At 56.0% G+C, this 20,799-nt stretch carries 16 protein-coding genes; 14 read left to right on the plus strand and 2 right to left on the minus strand.

The features are described 5' to 3' along the window. Positions 1-64 precede the first annotated feature (64 nt). The 4 genes from ACFQUU_RS22100 to otsB all read left to right on the plus strand — a co-directional run bounded on the left by ACFQUU_RS22100 (position 65) and on the right by otsB (position 7,783). Positions 65-2,524: a penicillin acylase family protein gene (locus ACFQUU_RS22100; protein ID WP_382250282.1), complete on the plus strand. Its 2,460-nt coding sequence runs from the start codon at positions 65-67 to the stop codon at positions 2,522-2,524. Between the two features lie 1,103 nt (positions 2,525-3,627). Continuing rightward, a complete protein-coding gene (locus tag ACFQUU_RS22105) occupies positions 3,628-4,710 on the plus strand; it encodes a mechanosensitive ion channel family protein (protein WP_382250283.1) in 1,083 nt (360 codons plus the stop codon). Between the two features lie 14 nt (positions 4,711-4,724). Then, complete coding sequence (locus ACFQUU_RS22110) at positions 4,725-6,983, plus strand: trehalose-6-phosphate synthase (protein ID WP_382250284.1); 2,259 nt, start codon at positions 4,725-4,727, stop codon at positions 6,981-6,983. A gap of 2 nt (positions 6,984-6,985) precedes the next feature. Next, positions 6,986-7,783, plus strand: coding sequence for a trehalose-phosphatase (otsB, locus tag ACFQUU_RS22115; RefSeq protein ID WP_382250285.1), 798 nt, complete (start codon positions 6,986-6,988; stop codon positions 7,781-7,783). 97 nt (positions 7,784-7,880) lie between these two features. Here the strand turns inward: otsB and purT are convergent, their stop codons facing one another. Then, positions 7,881-9,092 carry a formate-dependent phosphoribosylglycinamide formyltransferase gene (purT, locus tag ACFQUU_RS22120; RefSeq protein ID WP_382250286.1) on the minus strand — a complete coding sequence of 404 codons (1,212 nt, stop codon included), beginning with the start codon at positions 9,090-9,092 and terminating at the stop codon, positions 7,881-7,883. Between the two features lie 183 nt (positions 9,093-9,275). Then, complete coding sequence (locus ACFQUU_RS22125; RefSeq protein WP_382250287.1) at positions 9,276-10,937, minus strand: MFS transporter; 1,662 nt, start codon at positions 10,935-10,937, stop codon at positions 9,276-9,278. A 387-nt stretch (positions 10,938-11,324) separates the two neighbouring features. Here ACFQUU_RS22125 and ACFQUU_RS22130 point away from each other — a divergent pair, with 387 nt between their 5' ends. From ACFQUU_RS22130 to ACFQUU_RS22175, 10 genes are all read left to right on the plus strand, one after another. Continuing rightward, positions 11,325-12,503 (plus strand): acetyl-CoA C-acyltransferase, encoded by a 1,179-nt coding sequence (locus ACFQUU_RS22130; RefSeq protein WP_382250288.1) that lies wholly within the window; start codon positions 11,325-11,327, stop codon positions 12,501-12,503. Positions 12,504-12,622: 119 nt separating this feature from the next. Then, complete coding sequence (locus ACFQUU_RS22135; RefSeq protein WP_382250289.1) at positions 12,623-14,437, plus strand: acyl-CoA dehydrogenase; 1,815 nt, start codon at positions 12,623-12,625, stop codon at positions 14,435-14,437. 106 nt (positions 14,438-14,543) lie between these two features. Beyond that, the gene (locus ACFQUU_RS22140; RefSeq protein ID WP_382250290.1) at positions 14,544-15,329 is read left to right on the plus strand and encodes an SDR family oxidoreductase; all 786 of its coding nucleotides are present in this window, start codon (positions 14,544-14,546) and stop codon (positions 15,327-15,329) included. A gap of 3 nt (positions 15,330-15,332) precedes the next feature. Then, entirely contained in the window at positions 15,333-15,770 is a 438-nt protein-coding gene (locus ACFQUU_RS22145; RefSeq protein ID WP_382250291.1) for a PaaI family thioesterase, read from the plus strand. Between the two features lie 46 nt (positions 15,771-15,816). Then, entirely contained in the window at positions 15,817-16,812 is a 996-nt protein-coding gene (locus tag ACFQUU_RS22150; protein ID WP_382250292.1) for an NADP-dependent oxidoreductase, read from the plus strand. A 218-nt stretch (positions 16,813-17,030) separates the two neighbouring features. Then, on the plus strand, positions 17,031-17,960 hold the full coding sequence (locus ACFQUU_RS22155) for a glutathione S-transferase family protein (RefSeq protein WP_382250293.1): 930 nt from the start codon (positions 17,031-17,033) through the stop codon (positions 17,958-17,960). Between the two features lie 57 nt (positions 17,961-18,017). Beyond that, on the plus strand, positions 18,018-18,923 hold the full coding sequence (locus ACFQUU_RS22160; protein ID WP_382250294.1) for an SDR family oxidoreductase: 906 nt from the start codon (positions 18,018-18,020) through the stop codon (positions 18,921-18,923). Positions 18,924-18,956: 33 nt separating this feature from the next. Continuing rightward, positions 18,957-19,847, plus strand: a complete 891-nt coding sequence (locus ACFQUU_RS22165) for an alpha/beta fold hydrolase (protein WP_382250295.1) — start codon at positions 18,957-18,959, stop codon at positions 19,845-19,847. A 60-nt stretch (positions 19,848-19,907) separates the two neighbouring features. Then, positions 19,908-20,345, plus strand: coding sequence for an acyl-CoA thioesterase (locus tag ACFQUU_RS22170; protein ID WP_382250296.1), 438 nt, complete (start codon positions 19,908-19,910; stop codon positions 20,343-20,345). Beyond that, a complete protein-coding gene (locus tag ACFQUU_RS22175; RefSeq protein WP_382250297.1) occupies positions 20,342-20,770 on the plus strand; it encodes a GNAT family N-acetyltransferase in 429 nt (142 codons plus the stop codon). The genes ACFQUU_RS22170 and ACFQUU_RS22175 overlap by 4 nt, the downstream gene beginning before the upstream one ends. Positions 20,771-20,799 lie beyond the last annotated feature (29 nt).

Below are 20,799 nucleotides of genomic sequence, written 5' to 3' on the forward strand. Positions count from 1 at the left end.
GGGTTCCGACACAAATTCCATTGTGCTACCCTGTTCGCCTGTTTGCCGGGCAAGATTGAACATCATGACAAAAATAATCAGGAAAGTCGCCGTTGGCAGTATCGTCTTACTGGCCGTATTGGTTGTTGCATCAGTCGCCGCGGCGCTCTGGTACCGTAACCAGAGTCTTCCAAGCGTTGATGGAAAAGTGACCCTTACCGGACTCACGGCAGAGGTCGACATTGTCCGCGACGCAGAAGGCATTCCGCATATTTATGCCAAGTCCGAGAACGATGCCTATTTTGCGCTTGGTTATGCGCACGCGCAGGACCGTTTGTGGCAGCTGGAAATAAATCGACGCATCGCCGCCGGCCGCATGGCGGAAATCCTCGGGCCCAATGCCGTCGATACCGACCGCTTTCTGCGTACCCTCGGTGTCCGGCGTAACGCGGAGCGCATCCTGGCCAGACTTTCCCCCGATACGCGTGCCAGTCTCGAAGCCTATGCCCGTGGCGTCAATGCCTGGCTGGCGTCCCGTCAGGGACCCTTGCCGCCGGAATTCATCCTTACTGGCGCCCCGTCGCCCGCACCATGGCAACCGGTCGACTCCATCGGCTGGCAAACCATGATGGCATGGGATCTCGGCGCAAACTGGACTCAGGAATTGTTGCGCATGCGTCTGTCCCAGCGTATGTCGCTGGCACGCATCAATGAATTCCTGCCGCCGTATCCGGGTGACGCGGTGATGCAGACGCAGGACTACACCAAGCTGTACCAGGAGTTGACCGGCATTACCGGGCAACTGGTGCGCATCGCAGCGATCGCACCTCCGTCGTATCTCGAAGGCATGGGATCGAACAACTGGGTGGTCAGCGGAGCACAGTCGGAGACCGGCAAGCCATTGCTTGCCAACGATCCACACCTGAGCCTATCGGCACCGGCGCTCTGGTACTTTGCGCATTTGTCCGCGCCCGGTTTCAACGTGATCGGCGCAACCCTGCCGGGTATTCCCAGCGTGGTGCTCGGCCGCAATGACAAGATTGCCTGGGGATTCACCAATACTGCGCCAGACGTCCAGGACCTGTACATTGAACGCGTCAGTCCCGATAACGGGCAACAGTACCAGACGCCGGAAGGCTGGACGGATTTCAAGGTCCGCATCGAGACAATCAAGGTCAAGGGTAAACCGGATGTGACGATCGAGGTGAAGGAAACACGCCACGGTCCCGTGATCAGCGGTGCATTGCCCATCATCGACAAGACGTCGCTGGATAGCGGCAAATATGTCGTGGCTTTTGCGTGGACCGCGCTGCGGGACGACGACCTGACCTTGCAGGCGGGGATGAAATTCAATCGTGCTCAAAACTGGGCACAATTCCTGGAAGGAGCAAAAGACTTTTCGTCACCGCAGCAAAGCATGGTGTATGCGGATATTGATGGCAACATCGGCTTCATTGCGCCCGGTCGGGTGCCGGTGCGCAAGCCGGAAAATGACCTCAAGGGACTGGCGCCCGCACCCGGATGGGATGCTCGGTATGACTGGGCCGGATTCATTCCTTTTGATGCATTGCCACGCCAGTTCAATCCACAGCAGCAACGTGTGATGACGGCCAACCATAAGATTGTCGGGCCCGACTATGAGCATTTCCTTACCAGCGAATGGGCCTTGCCATACCGCGCGAACCGTATCGACATGTTGCTCGATGCGCGTCCAAAACATACGATCGATTCCTTCGCCGGTATACAAAACGATGCGGTATCCTTGGCTGCACAGGAAATCCTGCCCAACCTGCGCAAGGTAAATCCGCAATCCGGCCGTGCGCGGGATGCACTTGCACTGCTCGGCAAGTGGAACGGCGAAATGCTGATCGACCGCCCCGAGCCCTTGATCTACAACGCATGGATGCGGGAGCTGTCGCGTTCGATCTTTCAGGACGAGCTCGGCGAAGCGTTAATGAGAGATTACTGGGAGCAACGCAATGTTCACCAGCCGACCATTGATGTGCTGACCAACAAAAATGGTTCAGCCCGCTGGTGCATTGATGTCAGCAAGGCACCAGCGGCAACAGCGCCGGACTGCGCATCGGTATTATCAATGTCGCTCGACGCCGCACTGGCGGACATGAGCAAGCGCTACGGCAACGATATTGCCGCATGGCGCTGGGGCGATGCGCACTTTGCGCGTTCCGAACACCGTCCTTTTGGCAAGGTGGATATCCTTGCGCGCTTCTTCGATATCCGCGTGCCGTCATCCGGCGATACCTTCACTGTCAACGTAGGCCGGCACAGCCTGCGGGATGACAAGGAGCCTTTCGCCAACCGTCACGCACCGAGCCTGCGCGCGCTTTATGATTTGTCCAACTTGGAAAACTCGCGCTTCATGCATTCGACCGGGCAGTCCGGCAATGTGCTTTCACCGTTTTACCGCAATTTCAGCCAGCGTTGGGCTGATACGGAATACGTGATGATGAAGACGCGCCGGGAAGAAGTGGAAAAAGGCAAACTTGGCACCCTGACGCTCATGCCGGGCGGGGCCGCCCAATAGTAATAGTCGTAATATGTTTGCCGGATACGTGAACAGATCCGGTAAATCCCTGCGGATGCTTGTGTTCTATGCGGTCGCTGTCCCGGCGATTGCGTATGCCAAAACGCCGGGATAATTGGATAGTGGACAACTTCCGTCGCATTCATCATGGCGACGGAAGGCAATGCGAAGGCGCCAATGCACTTGGTATGCAGAAACCGCGTGAACGTAATGTCTTGCGGTTCAGTATTGTGAACGCTCCGAGAACGAACTGAAATTAAGCGTATTGGCGTGCATATGCGCAAGGTCGCGCAGCCGCATGATTTCCCTCGAAAGCATCTGTGTGTCGAAACGAGCATGGCACACCTGGCATGCAGTATGCGGATTCCCCGGAACCATGCCGACTCCACAGCACGTCGGTAAACCCTTGTGATCGAATGTCAGTGCCATTTTTTCCTATCTGTTCTCTCGCGGGAGCCGCGTACATCAACAAATATACGCAATGAACATTAGGTGGAACTTAGAGCCCTATCAACATGACGGTAAATCGTTATACACATGACGGCCGAGGACAACTAACCGATCTGCACGATCTTTGTCGGCAGCCCTTGTCTTGACCGACCCCTATGCTGATGCAATGTCGGCAACATGATTGTCGCTGTCCTGGTTGTTGTTCAGGGCATGCGCCAATGCGTCGGATAGCTTGCAACTCTTAAGTTGGGCCTAAGCAAGCGCAGGTATAGTGCAAAGCATCCAAACAGTTCAACACGAGAAGCGCCTGTCGTCCCGACGAGTTCAATAGTGTGCATACCTTGCCGGTCAAAGGGTCGCGCCGCGTGCATCTGCTCGCACGATGGCCGCGTTGGGGAATCCCACTGGTCTGAAAATGCGGTTCAGCCGTTGCTTGCACACGGTGATCGGTAATCATGCATCGCTCGTCCTTTCCATTAATCAGAGAGAAAAATTCTGCTGCATTGATGTCTTAACGTTCTTAACGCATCTTATGCGAGCTATTTCTCGCTAGTCTCTTTCTCTAGCAGGGAGAGTCAACAGTATGCGTGTTCGCTGCCAGGCAGATCTGCCGAGCGCCATGCTGCTGCCAGTAAAATTTTTCAGGAGTTGCCATGAACGGCTTCGACATCATGTCCTACGATGCTGCTCTAGCACTGACCACCGGTTTAGTGGTTCTTGCCGCGTTGCTACTACTCAAGGCATTCATTGCACGTCAGCTTCAACAACGGGCAAAAATCGCCAGACCTTCATTTCTCGAGTACGCCGAACAAATTACGACCGGTACACGGCTACCTTTCTTCATTGGTATCGCACTGCTTGCCGGCGTTAGTCAGACCGAGCTGTCGGCTATCCATGCAAAATGGCTGAACTATGCATGGATCATTATTCTTGTCTCACAGATTGCACTATGGGGAAACCGCATCATCGCGGTCGCTGTCCAGCGCTCCTTTATTTATCAGCGCCAGAGCGACCCGGCGAGTGCGACACACTTGATGATCGCTGGCCTCATTGGCCGCATCATTCTTTGGTCGACCGCCGCGCTGGTGGTTCTGGATAATCTCGGCTTCAACATCACGACCATCATGGCCAGCCTTGGCATCGGTGGCATTGCGGTTGCGCTGGCTGTTCAAAATATCCTTGGCGATATTTTTTCTTCCGTATCGATCGCTTTGGATAAACCGTTTGTGATTGGTGACTTCATTGTGGTCGATTCCTATATGGGCACAGTCGAATACGTGGGCATGAAGACAACCCGCCTGCGTAGTCTGGGTGGCGAGCAGATCGTCTTCTCCAATGCCGAACTGCTGAAAAGCCGCATACGCAACTACAAGCGCATGCAGGAACGTCGCGTACTGTTCGAATTCCGCATCGCTTACGAAACGCCAATCGCGGAAATTGAGCGCCTGCCGCAAACTGTCAAGGACATTGTGTCGGCAAGTTATCTCGAGACCCGTTTTGACCGCGCGCATTTCAAGGGATACGGGGACAGTTCCCTGTTGTTCGAAGTGGTGTATTACGTGCTAGACCCGGACTACAACAAATACATGGACATACAGCAGGAAATCAACCTTGGCCTGCTCGCGGCACTTCGTGATCGCAATATTTCGGTTGCATACCCGACGCGCACCTTGTATGTCGCGGCCCTTCCTGCCAATGAAGAACTGGCCGACGCGGCTGAAAAACTGGTCGCCTGATAAAGGAGACGAAAATGAAGATGCAGTGGACCGGGCTGTCGATGCGCTTTGTCGCCCCTCTCGCCCTGGTACTGGCGCTCGGTGCGTATGTAGTCGTGCCACTTCTCGATAACTTTACACTGCGATGGTTTGTGCGTGATCTGGACATTCGTTCAAAGATGCTTGCCACGACGCTGGAAGAACCTTTATTCGACTACGTGCCGCAACGCGCAAAGAACAGGGTTAATCATCTGTTTAGCAAGGCCATCGAGGATGAGCGGCTTTATGCGCTGGCATTTTGCGATAAGAACGACCGCGTTCTATATGCCACGTCAACTTACCCGGCCTCACTTGGATGCAAGGAGCCGGGAGCAGCGAAAGAGCGCATCGACAAGGCACTGGTGCGTCTGCCGCAAGGTCCAGTCCATGTTGCGCAGAGCGTGCTGAGCCGGGACGGCGAATCGCTCGGTAAGCTGGTGCTGGTGCACGATATGAGTTTTATCGAGCATCGCAGTGCCGACACAAAAAAGTATGTTATCTACTTCTTTATCTTGTTAGGTATTGTTATCTCACTGATTACCGTTGCGGTTGCGCACCTGAGCTGGCGAGGGTGGATAAACGGGGTCAGAGGCTTGTTGCGCGGTGAACTGTTACCTGCATCACATGCAAGGCCTTCGCCGGAAGTCAGTCCGCTGGTAGGCGATCTGCGCGCGCTGCTGCATGAATATCACCTGGAGCGGCAAGGTCATCGGGATGGCGAGCAAACATGGACGCCGGATCGGCTGCGAGAGTTGTTGCGAGGGGAGCTCGCCGGTGATGAGGTTCTGGTCGTATCCAATCGCGAGCCCTACATCCACAATGAAACCGCCAACGGTATCGAGGTGAGCCGTCCCGCGAGCGGACTGGTGACCGCAGTGGAGGCAGTCATGCGTGCCTGCTCCGGCACCTGGATCGCGCATGGCAGCGGTAGTGCCGACCAAAAGGTGGTGGACAAACATGATCGTGTATCGGTCCCACCTGAACAGCCGGAGTATACGTTGCGTCGGGTGTGGCTTTCCAAGGAAGAAGAGCAGGGCTACTACTATGGCTTTGCAAATGAAGGCTTGTGGCCGCTATGCCATATTGCCCATGTGCGCCCGGTTTTCCGTTCATCTGACTGGGAGCAGTACGTCAAAGTGAATCAGCGATTCGCGGATGCCGTCATTGCAGAGGCACGTACCGACGATCCTGTCATTCTGGTGCAGGACTATCACTTTGCCTTGCTGCCGAAAATGATTTGCAAGGTGCTGCCACGCGCCACCATTATCACGTTCTGGCACATTCCTTGGCCGAATCCCGAGTCCTTCGGCATCTGTCCGTGGCGAGAAGAAATCCTTGCCGGCATGTTGGGAAGTACGATCCTCGGCTTCCATACCCCATTTCATCGCAAGAATTTTCTGGAAACGGTGGATCGTTATCTGGAAACCCGTATCGAGTCCGAGGCGTCAACCGTTTCCCATGGCGGCAAGCTGACGCAGGTCGAAAATTACCCGATTTCTATTGCCTGGCCCGGTGCCGGCGAAGTCAGTGCCGAGAATCGCAATGAATGCAGGATCAATATCCGTAAGTCGCTGGCACTGTCGCCGGATCATTTGCTGGGTATCGGCGTTGACAGATTGGACTACACCAAAGGCATTGTTGAACGGTTTCAGGCTGTAGAGCGCATGCTTGAACTGAATCCGGACATGGTAGGCAAGTTTACCTTCGTCCAGATCGCTGCACCCACCAGATCCTCGCTGGAGGAATACCAGAACTTCGAGGCACGCGTCAGGGCTCTGGTGTTACGTATCAATCAGCGCTTCTCGCAAGGGAATTATGTGCCTATCCTGTTAAAGGCGGAACATCATGATCAGTATCAGCTCAACCGCTATTACCGAGCGGCGGATGTCTGCATGGTCACCAGCCTGCACGATGGCATGAACCTGGTCGCGAAGGAGTTTATTGCTTCACGCTACGACGAACTTGGGGTGCTCTTGCTGAGTCAATTCACCGGCGCCGCGCGTGAACTGCACGAAGCACTGATTGTCAATCCTTACCACATTGAGCAAAGCGCGGAGGCTTTATATCGGGCGCTGACAATGCCGGAAGCCGAGCAAAAGGAAAGAATGCGCAGCATGCGTGCACTTGTGAAAGACTTCAATGTTTACCGTTGGGCCGGACATATGCTTCTGGATGCAGCGCGCCTGCGCAAACGTGAGCGTGTCATGCAGAGAATCGATACACATCATCGTCCGGTTCTGCGTCGCGTGGTCTGATCATGGCATTTCCCTTCTTTGATAAAGGGGTTCAGCATCTGCTGGACCTTGTGCGACCCGGCATGTTGTGTGCATTCGACTTCGACGGTACGCTTGCTCCGATCGTTGCCGATCCGTCCGAAGCACGCATTCCTGCGCCGATTTTGCGCCGCCTGGCGGCGTTGACCGAATTTACGCCTGTGGCGGTCATTACCGGCCGCTCGGTGGAGGATGTCAGTCTTCGGCTCGATTTCTTTCCGGAGTATGTGATCGGTAACCATGGCATTGAAGGGATGCCGGGCCAGGAAACACAAGAGGAGTTCTATCGCCTCACTTGTCAGAACTGGTTGGAACGTTTGCAAGCCGCGCTGCAGACGCAAGTCGTTGATTCAGCAGTATGGATCGAGGACAAGACGTTTTCACTGTCGATCCATTATCGTATGGCGCAGGATTTGTCACGGACGGAAACTCAGCTACGCCAGCTTATACGTCAGCAGATACCTGATGCCAAGGTTGTTGATGGAAAATGTGTATTCAACGTACTCCCCAACGGAGCGCCTTGTAAAGGTGATGCCTTGGTAATGTTGCGAAACACGATCTCGGCACCGTCTGCTATTTATCTTGGTGACGATGTGACCGACGAGTCAGTCTTCAGACTGTCTCGTGAGGAATTTCTGACGATACGGATCGAAAATGCACCTGACACCGCAGCACAATATTATTTGCAGCGCCAGGAGCAGGTTATCGAGCTGCTCGACATACTGTTGCATAGATTAAGCGCGATATTGCTTGATCGGGCGGGTTCACGATCGGTGTCATGAATGCACTAAACAAGTATGCTGCTCGACAAATCTTTACGCGCTGTTCCTTGATGTCTATGCCATGCCGCCGCACCCATGCATGCTTCACACAGGCGCCTTACTTATTGACTACCGGCCTTACCTTGGCAGCAGCTTCCTTTGCCAGAACACGCGCGGACTCCACATCCTTTGCCGTCGCCAGTGCAACACCCATTCGCCGACGCGCGAAGGATTCCGGTTTTCCAAATAATCGAATATCGACGCCAGGCGTAGCCAGCGCATCCGCGACGCCTTCGAAGGCCAGCGCTTTCGCTTCATGCTTGCCATAGATAACGGCAGAGGCCGCCGGTGCCAGCAGGGACACGTCCACAGGCAAGCCGAGGATGGCTTTCGCATGCAGTTCAAATTCGTTCTGACGCTGACTGGCCATGGTCACCATGCCGGTGTCGTGTGGGCGTGGACTGACTTCTGAGAACCACACCATGTCGCCTTTTACAAATAACTCGACGCCAAAGATGCCGAGTCCGCCTAGATCATCGGTCACCTTCTTGGCGATTTCCCTGGATTTTTGCAATGCCGCCTCAGGCATCGGATGCGGCTGCCAGGATTCGACGTAGTCGCCTTTTTCCTGCACATGCCCAATCGGTTCGCAGAAATGCGTCGTCACTTCGCCCTGTGCGTTCAATGCACGCACCGTGAGTTGCGTGATTTCGTAATCAAAATCGATAAAGCCTTCCACGATGACCCGGCCTGCGTCGACGCGGCCGCCTGCCGCCGCATAGTTCCAGGCTGTCTCCACCTCTGCGGCGCTGTCAACGCGCGACTGGCCTTTTCCCGACGAGGACATCACTGGCTTGACGACACAGGGGAAGCCAACTGCTTCGCAAGCTGCCTTCAATTCGTCCAGGTTATCGGCAAACCGGTAGGGGGAGGTCGCAAGCCCGAGTTCTTCCGCGGCAAGGCGGCGAATTCCTTCGCGATTCATGGTCAGCCACGCGGCACGTGCAGTCGGAATGACGGTCGCAATACCCTTGCGTTCGAGCTCCACCAATGCCGGCGTCGCAATCGCTTCGATTTCAGGCACGACCAGATCAGGCTGCTCTTTTTCAATCAGAGCGGTCAGTGCTGCTCCGTCCGTCATATCGATGACATGAGCGCGATGTGCTACCTGGTGGCCCGGGGCATTCGGATAACGGTCGACGGCGATGACTTCGACGCCGAGGCGCTGCAACGCGATGATGACTTCCTTTCCCAGTTCGCCGGAGCCGAGCAGCATGACTTTGACAGCGGTGGGAGAGAGCGGTGTGCCGAGGCGAACAGGTGTTTTCATGAAATGAATGAAAATTGAATTCTAAAAGTGAGGTGTGGCATGGTGTCGAACTTGATTCGCGGACGATACCAGAAACGCGGCTTTTTGGCAGGTGACGCGCGAGACGAGTAAATAAAAAAGCCGCCTGAGATTCAGGCGGCTTTCCAAGCTGGGCGGGGTAAACCGCCCGTCACGATTCCACGCTTAATCTGCAGCGTAGATATCCTTGTCCTTGGTTTCCTTGACGAACAGCATGCCGACCACGAAGGTAATCAGAGCGATGATGATTGGATACCAGAGACCGAAGTAGATGTCGCCCTTGTAGGCCACCAGCGCGAACGCTGTGGTCGGCAACAGACCGCCGAACCAGCCGTTGCCGATGTGGTAAGGCAGGGACATCGAAGTGTAGCGAATGCGTGTCGGGAACATTTCAACCAGCATCGCCGCAATCGGACCGTAGACCATGGTGACATAGAGCACCAGGATAACCAGCAGGAACAGAACCATGCCTTTATTTATCTGGGCTGGATCAGCCTTGCTTGGATAACCTGCGGCCTTGATGGCGTCGCCGACTTCCTTCTTGAACGCAGCATCTTTTGCAGCGACTTCCTCTTTCGAGAGGCCGGTTGCATCGTAACCCGGGATGACCTTGTCACCGATCTTGATCGATGCAATCGTGCCTGCAGGCGCTTCAACCGTGTTGTAGCTTACGGAAGCATTAGCCAGCAAGGTACGTGCGATGTCGCAGGAAGAAGTGAACTTCTTGGTGCCGGTCGGGTTAAACAGGAACTGGCACTTTGACGGATCGGCCGTCACGACAACCGGGGAGTTCTTGATCGCGTTTTCCAGCGCCGGGTTGGCGTAGTGCGTCAATGCGCTGAAAATCGGGAAGTATGTCACCGCAGCAAGCAAGCAACCACCGAGGATGATTGGCTTGCGACCGATCTTGTCGGACAGGCTGCCGAAAACGATGAAGAACGGTGTACCGATCACGAGCGATGCAGCGATCAGCAGATTAGCCGTTGCGCCATCCACCTTCAGTGTCTGCGTCAGGAAGAACAGTGCGTAGAACTGACCGGTGTACCAGACCACTGCTTGACCAGCGGTCAAACCGATCAATGCCAGGATCACGATCTTCAGGTTTTTCCACTCTGCGAAGGATTCGGTCAATGGCGCCTTGGAAGTCTTGCCTTCGGCTTTCATCTTGGCGAACGCCGGGGATTCATTCATGGACAGGCGGATCCAGACCGAAATTGCCAGCAGGAACACCGAGACCAGGAACGGAATACGCCAGCCCCAGTCAGCAAAGGCTGCTTCGCCGACGGCGGTACGGGTGCCGAGAATCACCATCAGCGACAGGAACAGGCCCAGCGTCGCTGTAGTCTGAATCCATGCGGTGAAGGCGCCGCGCTTGCCGTGCGGAGCATGTTCGGCGACATAGGTTGCCGCGCCGCCATATTCACCGCCAAGTGCGAGGCCCTGCAGAATCCGCAGAGTAATAAGGATGATTGGCGCTGCAATGCCGATCGAAGCATAGTTGGGCAACAAGCCGACGATGAAAGTCGATACGCCCATGATCACGATCGTTACCAGGAAGGTGTATTTGCGGCCGATCATATCGCCGAGTCGACCAAAGACCAGGGCGCCGAAAGGACGAACAATAAAACCTGCCGCGAATGCCAGCAGCGCGAAAATGAACGCGGTGTTCGGGTCGGTACCGGCAAAGAACTGTTTCGCGATAATCGCAGCCAGCGAGCCGTATAGATAAAAGTCGTACCACTCGAATACTGTTCCCAGCGAAGATGCGAAAATGACTTTCCGCTCCTCTGACGTCATGCCGCGTGCAGTCGTTTGTACTGTCGCCATGCCTATCTCCTCAAATAATTAATATTCATGTGCAAACCTTCTTGCCCATATTGCACATCTGGAGTGTGCGACTCGAACCTTACGGGATGCTTGCTTCAAACTTACAGAACCTTACAATCTGCAAATTGTCGCAATAGCAATTTTGCACGTTAATGAGAGCGGAATGCACCATAGAAAGCCGTTTGAAAAAAGAAGAAAAGCTTTACGAACGATCGTGCTAAAAATATGCTATTCTCAAATTTCAGTGAATTTTTTGCCTGATTAAAACCTAACAGCTTTACCGGAAGACGAGGCGGCAAAGCCGAACGCCGCGCAGTGGTCCGCCGAAGAAGCGACAAGCTCGAGCACTGATTCGAACATCCACAAATCCAACTCAAGGAGCATCAAATGACTGACGCCGTCATCGTATCCACAGCTCGTACCGGCCTGGCCAAATCCTGGAAAGGCGCGTTCAACATGACCCACGGCGCGACGCTGGGCGGCCATGTGCTCAAGGCAGCTATCGAGCGCGCAAAAATTGAAGCAGGTGAAGTAGAAGACGTCATCATGGGCTGCGCCACGCCGGAAGGCGCCACCGGCAGCAACATTGCCCGCCAGATCGCGCTTCGCGCCGGCTGCCCGGTAACGACTGCCGGCATGACCATCAACCGTTTCTGCTCCTCCGGCCTGCAAACCATCGCGACCGCAGCGCAGCGCGTGATCGCCGGTGAAGGCGACGTGTATGCAGCGGGTGGCGTCGAGTCGATCTCCTGCGTACAGAACGAAGCCAACAAGCACATGCTGGCTGAAGTATGGCTCAAGCAGAACAAGCCTGAAATCTACTGGCCGATGCTGCAGACTGCCGAGACAGTCGCCAAGCGCTATAACATCAGCAAGGAACGCCAGGATGAGTACGGCGTCCAGAGCCAGCAGCGCGCAGCTGCCGCACTGGCCGCAGGCAAGTTCAACGACGAAATCGTTCCGATGACGACCATCATGGGCGTGGCCGACAAGGAAACCGGCATGCTGCTGACCCGCGAAGTCACCATCTCCGCCGACGAAGGCATCCGTGCCGACACCACACTCGAAGGCGTGTCCAAGATCCGCACCGCGCTGCCGGGCGGTGTGATTTCCGCTGGTAACGCCAGCCAGTTCTCCGATGGCGCATCAGTTGCCATCGTCATGAACAGCAAGCTGGCTGAACAACGCGGCCTACAGCCGCTCGGTATCTATCGCGGTTTCGCAATCGCCGGTTGCGAGCCGGATGAAATGGGTATCGGCCCGGTCTTTGCGATTCCCAAGCTGCTGAAGAAAGCCGGCCTCAAGGTGGAAGACATCGGCCTGTGGGAACTGAACGAAGCATTCGCCGTGCAAGTCCTGTACTGCCGCGACAAGCTCGGCATCCCGGCTGATCGCCTCAACGTCAACGGCGGCGCGATCGCTGTGGGCCACCCGTACGGTGTGTCGGGCGCTCGCCTGACCGGCCATGCACTGATCGAAGGCAAGCGCCGTGGCGCCAAGTATGTGGTCGTGACCATGTGCATCGGCGGTGGCCAGGGTGCTGCCGGCCTGTTCGAAGTGGTGTAAGTAGTATCAGACTCGTGGGCGCTTAGGCGCCCACGAACGCATCTGGACAAGCTCATGTCCAACTATTTCAACATGCTTTTTGATTCCTGCTGCAATTGATGCGGCAGGCGGGGCTCATCATGCAATCGAAACTTCTCTCCCGACGCGACCTCGAATTCTTGCTGTATGAATGGCTGGATTCCGAGGCGCTGACCAAGCACGCACGCTACGCCGATCATTCCCGTGAGACGTTCAACGCGGCAATGGATACCTGCGAGAGGATCGCGACTGATCTGTTCGCGCCGCATAACAAGAAAAGTGATCAGGAAGAGCCGCACTTCGACGGCGAAACCGTTCATATGATCCCGGAGGTCAAGACCGCGCTGAAAGCATTTTGCGACGCCGGCCTGATGGCAGCCGGGCAGGACTACGACTTCGGCGGCATGCAGCTGCCATGTGTTATCGAGAAGGCGGGCTTTGGCTACTTCAAGGCAGCCAACGTCGGTACGTCGTCCTATCCCTTCCTGACGATTGGTAACGCGAATACACTGCTCAAGTGCGGCACGCCGGAACAGATCGATACTTTCGTCAAACCCATGCTGGAAGGCCGCTTTTTCGGCACCATGTGTTTGTCGGAACCACAGGCTGGTTCTTCGCTGTCGGATATCGTCACCCGCGCCGAGCCCCAGGAGGACGGCACCTACCGCCTCAAGGGCAACAAGATGTGGATTTCCGCGGGCGAGCACGAGCTGTCGGAAAACATCGTGCATCTCGTCCTCGCCAAAGTGCCGGATGAAAACGGCAAACTGATTCCAGGCGTGAAAGGCATCTCGCTGTTCATCGTACCGAAAAAGCTGGTGAATAAGGACGGGTCGCTGGGCGAGCGCAATGACGTGGTTCTGGCCGGTCTTAACCACAAGATGGGTTATCGCGGCACCACGAACTGCCTGCTCAACTTTGGCGAAGGCAAGTTCAAGCCGGGCGGCAAGGCTGGTGCAGTCGGCTATCTCGTCGGCGAAAAGCACAAGGGCCTTGCCAACATGTTCCACATGATGAATGAGGCCCGTATCGGCGTCGGTCTGGGTGCCGTCATGCTGGGCTACACCGGCTATCTGCATGCACTTGAATATGCACGTGAACGGCCGCAGGGGCGCCATCCGATGGCGAAAGATCCTGCTCAGCCTCAGATCCCCATCATCCAGCACACTGATGTCAAGCGCATGTTGCTGGCGCAGAAGGCGTATGTCGAGGGCGGGCTTGCGCTCAATCTGTATTGCGCGCGTTTGGTCGATGAGGAGCGTACCGCCGAATCGGAAGACGTGCGTCGCCATTCGACATTGCTGCTCGATATCCTGACGCCGATCGCCAAATCCTGGCCATCGCAATGGTGCCTCGAAGCGAATAACCTCGCAATCCAGGTGCATGGCGGCTATGGCTACACCCGCGAGTACAACGTCGAACAGTTCTATCGCGATAATCGGCTCAATCCAATCCACGAAGGTACGCACGGCATTCAGGGCCTGGACCTGCTGGGGCGCAAGGTATCGATGCAGGGTGGCGCCGCCTTCAAGGCACTTGGTGTCGAGGTGCAAAAGACCATCGCCAAGGCATTGGAAGTCCCCGAACTGAGCGGCTACGCCAAGGCGCTGGGCGCGGCTCTGCAGCGCATCGAAAAGGTGACGCAAGCCTTGTACGGTGCGGGTGACATGAACAAGACGCTGGCGAACGCCTCGGTTTACCTCGAAGCTTTCGGCCATACGGTGGTTGCGTGGATGTGGCTGCAGCAGGCGCTGCTGTCGACCGGCAAGTCCGGCCACGATGCAGACTTTTACCAGGGCAAGCTGCAGGCATGCGCCTATTTCTTCAAATGGGAATTGCCAAAGATTCAGCCTCAGCTCGACCTGCTGGAAAGTATCGACACAACGACGCTCGACATGCAGGATGCATGGTTCTGAGCTAGGTGGTTAGCCTAAGTAAACTTGCGACAATGACTCTCGTAAAAGCGGTATCTTCGTCATGCTGACGCAGATACCGCCGCACATCACAACATCAGGAGACAGTATGCGTACCACACAACAACTTTTTGACCTGACCGGGAAAACTGCCCTCGTAACCGGTGGCTCCCGTGGCCTGGGATTGCAAATTGCCGAAGCACTCGGCGAGCAGGGCGCAAAGATCGTCCTGTCGTCGCGCAAGCAGGCGGACCTCGATGAAGCCGTTGCACACCTGAAAGAACGCGGCATCGAAGCCAGCGCCATTGCAGCAGACCTGTCGCAGGAAAGCGCCGTGGCCCCGCTGGTGGCCGAGGCCATGAAGCGACTCGGCCACATCGACATCCTGGTCAACAATGCCGGTGCAACCTGGGGCGCGCCCGCCGAAGATCATCCGGTCGAAGCGTGGGACAAGGTGATGAACCTCAACATCCGCAGCATCTTCCTGCTGTCACAGGCAGTCGGCAAACAGTCGATGATCCCACGCAAGTACGGCCGCATCATCAACGTGGCATCCATCGCCGGCCTGTCGGGCAACGGCCCGGATTCCATGCAGACCATTTCCTATAATACCTCCAAAGGCGCGGTCGTCAATTTCACCCGCACCCTGGCTGGTGAATGGGGCAAGCACGGCATTACGGTCAATGCTCTGGCGCCGGGTTTCTTCCCGTCGAAGATGACCAAGGGCATCATGGAAAATTTTGGTGCCGACAATCTGGCCAAGCGCGCGCCGCTGCAGCGCATCGGCGACGATGAAGACCTGAAGGGCGCAGCCTTGCTTTTTGCGTCTGACGCAGGCAAGCACATCACTGGTCAAATTCTTGCCGTCGATGGCGGTGTCTCTTCAGTGCACTAATTAATGGATCAACATTCAACACCTCAGCCGTTTCCGAACGAGATTCCCTTCCTGCATGAATTGGGCGTGGAGTTTCTCGGTATGGGAAACGGTGAAGCCCAAGTCGCGCTGAATCTGGAAAAACGGCACATGAACAGCTGGATGGTCACGCATGGCGGCGTGACCATGACGCTGCTGGACGTGGTGATGTCAATGGCTGGCCGTTCGCTTGACCCGACTGCTCGTGGCGGTGTGACGGTAGAAATGAAGACCAGTTTCATGCAACCCTGTGGACATCCCGGCGGGCGGATCGTCGCCAAAGGCAAGGCGATTCATCAATCGAGCAGCATGTGTTTTTGTGAGGGAGAACTATGGAACGGCGACAAGCTTGTCGCCAAAGCCATGGGTACTTTCAAGTATCTCAGGCGCGTGGATGTCGGCAGCAAAATGGATCACGAATAAACCCATCCTTTGCGTATCTGAGCAAACCATTAATCGCGAGGCAACAATGAATACCTACAAGCGCCTGGTCCTGGCATCCCGCCCCAAGGGCGAAGTGTCGCCTGACAATTTTCGCCTGGAAGAAGTGCCGGTTCCGACACTCAAAGACGGTGAAGTCCTGATCCGCAATCACTATCTGTCACTTGATCCCTACATGCGCATGCGCATGGAAGATGTGAAGAGCTACGCAGCACCGCAGGCAATCGGTGAGACCATGATCGGCGGAACCGTCGGCGAAATCGTCGAATCAAAAAATCCGAAGTTTGCTGCCGGCGACAAGGTTCAGGGCATGATGGGTTGGTCGGAAATGGGTGTTTCTGACGGCACCCTGTTGCGCAAGCTGGATACGACGCATGTGCCGTTGTCTGCCTACCTTGGCTCGGTCGGCATGCCGGGTATGACCGCCTGGTACGGGCTGACACAGATCATGCAGCCTAAAGAAGGTGAAACTATCGTCGTATCGGCCGCCAGCGGTGCGGTAGGCAGCGTGGTAGGACAACTGGCCAAGGTACGCGGTTGCCGTGCGGTCGGCATCGCCGGCGGCAAGGAGAAATGCGATTACGTGGTCAATGAGTTGGGTTTCGATGCTTGCGTTGACTACAAGGCGGGCAACCTGGTGGAAGATCTTGCGAAGGCGACGCCGAATGGCATCGATGCGATCTTTGAGAACGTTGGCGGCGAGGTATTTGACGCGGCACTTGCCCGCATGAATCCGTTTGGCCGTATCGCGCTGTGCGGGTTGATTGCTGGCTATGACGGCGAACCGATGGCAATCAATAATGTGCGGACCTTCCTCACGATGCGCCTGACCATGCGCGGTTTCATCGTGTCCGAGCATATGGAATTCTGGCCACAGGGTCTGAAGGAGCTGGGCACACTCGTCGCAAGCGGCAAGCTGAAATTCCGCGAGTCGGTTGCGCAGGGCCTGGAGTCGGCACCTGAGGCGTTCATCGGCCTTCTAAAGGGCAAAAACTTCGGCAAGCAGTTGGTCAAGTTGATTTGAGCATTCCCCAGACGTTTTTAACGCCTTGATGTTCCTTCCCCTGACGCGGGCCGCCTTGAAGGGGGAAGGGACTGCAACGCACTTGACGCGCGCTTGCCGGCTTATAGCGAGTGATTCGCTTTCTGTCGGAGTAATGCGTTGCCCCGCAATCCTGCTGCTCAACCGCGATATAACATCAAAGACTGGCCATAACAGTCATCGAAAATCAGGAGACAACGATGTCCGGCATTATCTTCCATCATTATCCGAACTCCCCTTTTTCCGAAAAAGTTCGCCTGCTGTTCGGCTATAAAAAATTGCCATGGAAGTCGGTAATCATTCCGAGCATCATGCCCAAGCCTGGCCTCACGGCACTGACCGGCGGCTACCGCCGAACACCCGTGATGCAAATCGGCGCTGATATCTATTGCGATACCTCGCTGATCTGCGACGTGCTGGAAAACATCGCGCCGACTCCGACCATCTATCCAACGGAGAACGAGGGCATCTCTCGCACGCTCGCGCAATGGGCGGACACCACCTTGTTCTGGACCATGATCGCCTACGTATTCCAGCCGGTGTCAATCCCGCATCTGCTGGGTAACGTCACTCCCGAGCAAATGAAGGCATTCTCGGCTGACCGTGCGGCGATGCGCGGTAACGCGCCACGCATGTCGGTGCCGGAGGCGACCGGAACCCTTACCGCCTATCTGGGCCGATTGGAAAACATGCTTGTTGATGGCAAGCTTTACCTGCTTGGCCAGCAAGCGACGATCGCCGATTTTTCGGTGTACCACTCCGTCTGGTTCATCCAGCGCGCTCAACCGGTTGCGGGGATTCTGGACGCAACGCCGGCACTGAAGGAGTGGGCTGCACGCATGGCCGCGTTCGGGCATCACGAGTTTGAAAAAATGAATGCCGAGGAGGCATTGCAGGTTGCCCACGATAGTAAATCCGTTGCCGGTAGCGATGCTGCATTTGTCGATACCCATGGTGTGGCGCTAGGTGACCGTGTCGCGATCATGCCGACCGATTATGCCCTCGATCCAGTTGAAGGCGACCTGATCGTTTCGACCGCCACCGAATTTGCTGTCCGCCGGGAGGACTCGCAAGCCGGAACGGTCGTCGTGCATTTTCCGCGTATCGGATTTCAGCTCAAAAAAGTTTAAGCCTGGTTTGGACCAGGTTGAGATCCAGGATAGATATACAAAATTACAGGAGATACCATGAAAGACTTCAAGGATAAAGTTGCCGTCATCACCGGTGGCGCCAGCGGCTTCGGTCGTGAATTTGCCAATATCGGCGCAGGTCTTGGCATGAAGCTTGTGCTCGCCGATGTCCAGCAAGATGCCCTCGACAAGACACGCGCCGAACTCGAGGCCCAGGGAGCAGAGGTTCTGGCCGTACGTTGCGATGTGCGCAAAGCGGAGGCTGTCCAGGCACTCGCCGATGCGACGATGGAGCGCTTCAAGGCGGTCCACCTGGTATTCAATAACGCAGGCGTTGGTTCCGGCGGTCTGATCTGGGAAAATTCGATTGCAGACTGGGAGTGGGTCCTTGGCGTCAATCTCTGGGGCGTTATTCATGGCGTGCGCACCTTCACGCCGCTGATGCTGGAATGCGCAAAAAATGAACCGGGTTACCAGGGCCACATCGTCAATACCGCGTCCATGGCAGGCTTGCTCAATGCGCCCAACATGGGCATCTACAACGTGTCCAAGCACGCGGTTGTGTCGCTGTCCGAGACCTTGTTCCAGGACCTGCAATTGATCAAGGCACCGATCGGCGCATCCGTGCTGTGCCCCTATTTCGTCCCGACCGGCATCAGTCAGTCGCAACGCAATCGTCCGGATGATGTCAAGGAGGAGGGCGGACCGACCGCGAGCCAGCAGGCTGCGCAGGCAGTTTCGGAAAAGGCGGTTTCCTCCGGCAAGGTCAGCGCCGCGGAAGTGGCGCAGCGTACCTTCGACGCGATTCGTAACGACGCGTTTTACATTTATTCTCATCCACACGCGCTGGGCAATGTGCAGACACGCATGGAAGATATCATTCTGCAGCGCAATCCGAGCGATCCGTTTGCCGCCGCGCCGCAGATCCGCGAAATGCTGCAGGCCAAGTTGAGCGTCAAATAATCTGCTGCGCCACCACTGCAAGGAGAACCCAGAATGACTGTTGCAATCCGTAGCGACCAATATGCCGACCTTTCGAACGGCATGCGACTGCATTATGCAAGCGCGGGAGAGAAGGGCAAGCCTCTGATGCTGTTCGTGCACGGCTTTCCCGAGTTCTGGTACGAGTGGGAGGCGCAGTTACAGGAATTCGGTGGGGATTATTTTGCAGTCGCGCCCGACCTGCGCGGCTTCAATCTCTCCAGCATGCCGTCGGATCTTTCGGCTTACAAGGCAAAACATATCGTTGAAGATTTACGCCTGCTGGCCGCGCATCTTGGTTATGACAAGTTTGTGATGGTGGCGCACGACTGGGGTGGCGCGGTGGCATGGAATTTTGCGATTGCCTTGCCACAGCTTCTGCATAAACTTGTCATCATTAATTCACCGCATCCTTATCTGTTCACCAAGGCCCTGGCCGAGGATCCTGAGCAGAAGTCTGCAAGTGCGTACATGAACTGGTTACGTGCGGAGGGTTCGGAAGCCGCGCTGGCAAAAGACAATTTTGCCTTGCTCGAAGGCCTGCTCAATGGCATGGGGCGTTCGCCGACGCCGTGGTTCACGCCGGAAGTGCGTGCCCGGTATCATGAATGCTGGTCACGCGGCTTGACGGGGGGCGTGAACTACTATCGTGCTTCGCCCTTGCATCCCCCGACCGACGATCATCAGGGGCCGCTCAAGCTGCAGTTGAATCCGGAAGACTTCCGCATCAAGGTGCCGACCGGTGTGATCTGGGGCGAACGGGACATTGCGCTTCCCAAGAGCCTGCTCAATGGACTCGAGGACCTGATTGACGATGTAAAAATCGAACGTATCCCCGAGGGCACCCACTGGATCGTGCATGAGCAGCCTGAGCGCGTGAACCGCCTGATACGCTCCTTTCTGTAGCCCGCAGAAGAACGTAGAAATCGGTCATAATTCCAGTCACATTCACCACTTTCGATCACTATGGCACGCGAAGATTTTTCCTTTTTTCATTCCCTGCGCGTACGCTGGGCCGAAGTCGATATGCAGGGCATTGTCTTCAACGGCCACTACCTGACGTATTTCGATGTCGCGTTCACTGAATACTGGCGTGCAAGTGGATTGCCGACGGCCTTGCAGCAGGCGGCAGAAGGGTGCGAAATGTTCGCCCGCAAGGCGACCATCGAGTACCAGGCGCCGGCACGCTTTGATGATGTGCTGGATATCGGTGTGCGCTGCGCCGCGTTTGGCCGTACCTCCGCCAAGTTTGTCCTCGAAATTCATCTTGGCGATCAACACCTCATTTCCGGCGAACTGGTCTACGTGTATGCGGACACGACGCTGCGAAAAGGCGTTCCCTGGCCGCAGGAATGGCGTGACACCGTGATACGCATGGAAAAGATTGCGCCGGAGATGGCATGACGATACGCCTCAGCCTGGGTGACTGGGCTTCGCAGCAGGCCGGTGCAAAACCCGTCAGGCACGAGGTCTTCGTGGTCGAACAAAAAGTGCCGCTCGACATGGAATGGGACGAGATGGACGACGTCTCGCTGCACGCCGTCGTCTATGGCAATGAAGGACAGCCCATCGCAACCGGGCGTCTTCTTCCCGATGGCCACATTGGCCGCATGGCGGTTGTAAAGGAAATGCGTGGCGACGGCATCGGTGGCCTGGTATTGCAGGCGCTGATGGAGCAAGTCCGCGAGCGCGGTGATCGCGAGGTCGTGCTCAGCGCACAGACGCATGCCGAAGCTTTTTATCAGCGTTATGGATTTTCCCGCAAGGGCGAAGAATTCATGGAAGCAGGCATACCGCATATCGAAATGCGACATGTGTTTGATGAGTAGTTCGCGTGCAGCCTGCGAACTAGACCTCC

The sequence above is a fragment of the Herbaspirillum sp. GCM10030257 genome (assembly GCF_042666555.1).
Taxonomy (GTDB): domain Bacteria; phylum Pseudomonadota; class Gammaproteobacteria; order Burkholderiales; family Burkholderiaceae_D; genus Noviherbaspirillum.